The sequence below is a fragment of the Pseudomonas serbiensis genome (assembly GCF_030580745.1).
GTDB lineage: Bacteria > Pseudomonadota > Gammaproteobacteria > Pseudomonadales > Pseudomonadaceae > Aquipseudomonas > Aquipseudomonas serbiensis.
Window position 1 is genome coordinate 1 of record NZ_JAUQOO010000066.1, and the last position, 567, is coordinate 567.

Below are 567 nucleotides of genomic sequence, written 5' to 3' on the forward strand. Positions count from 1 at the left end.
TGTATCGCACTGGCGACCTTGCCCGCTGGACCGCCGAGGGCAGCCTGGATTATCTGGGCCGTAACGACGATCAGGTGAAGATTCGTGGTTTCCGTATCGAGTTGGGTGAAGTCGAGGCACAGCTTGCGGCCTGCAATGGTGTTCGCGAAGCCGTAGTTATCGCTCGGGAAGACATTCCAGGTGATAAGCGTCTGGTCGCTTATGTGATTCCTGAAGAGGGCGCGACGCCTTCTGCCGCCGAGTTACGTGACCAGCTATTGCAAACCCTGGCCGAGCATATGCTGCCAAGCGCCTTTGTGACGCTTGAGTCGCTGCCACTGACCACCAATGGCAAGCTGGACCGCAAGGCCTTGCCAGCGCCGGACCAGTCGGCACTGGCCAGCCGTGCCTATGAAGCTCCGCAAGGCGAAGTCGAAGTGATCATTGCCCAACTCTGGCAAGAACTGCTGGATGTTGAGCAAGTAGGTCGTCATGACCACTTCTTTGAGTTGGGCGGCCATTCGCTGCTGGCGGTGAAGCTGATCGAGCGTATGCGCCAGCAGGATCTCAGTGCCGACGTTCGCGTGC

General features: G+C 58.9%; 1 protein-coding gene. It reads left to right on the plus strand.

The window, feature by feature from the left end; all coding sequences use genetic code 11:
• A partial coding sequence (locus tag Q6A51_RS27315) for an AMP-binding enzyme (RefSeq protein ID WP_304576183.1) occupies window positions 1-567 on the plus strand: 567 nt, incomplete at both ends.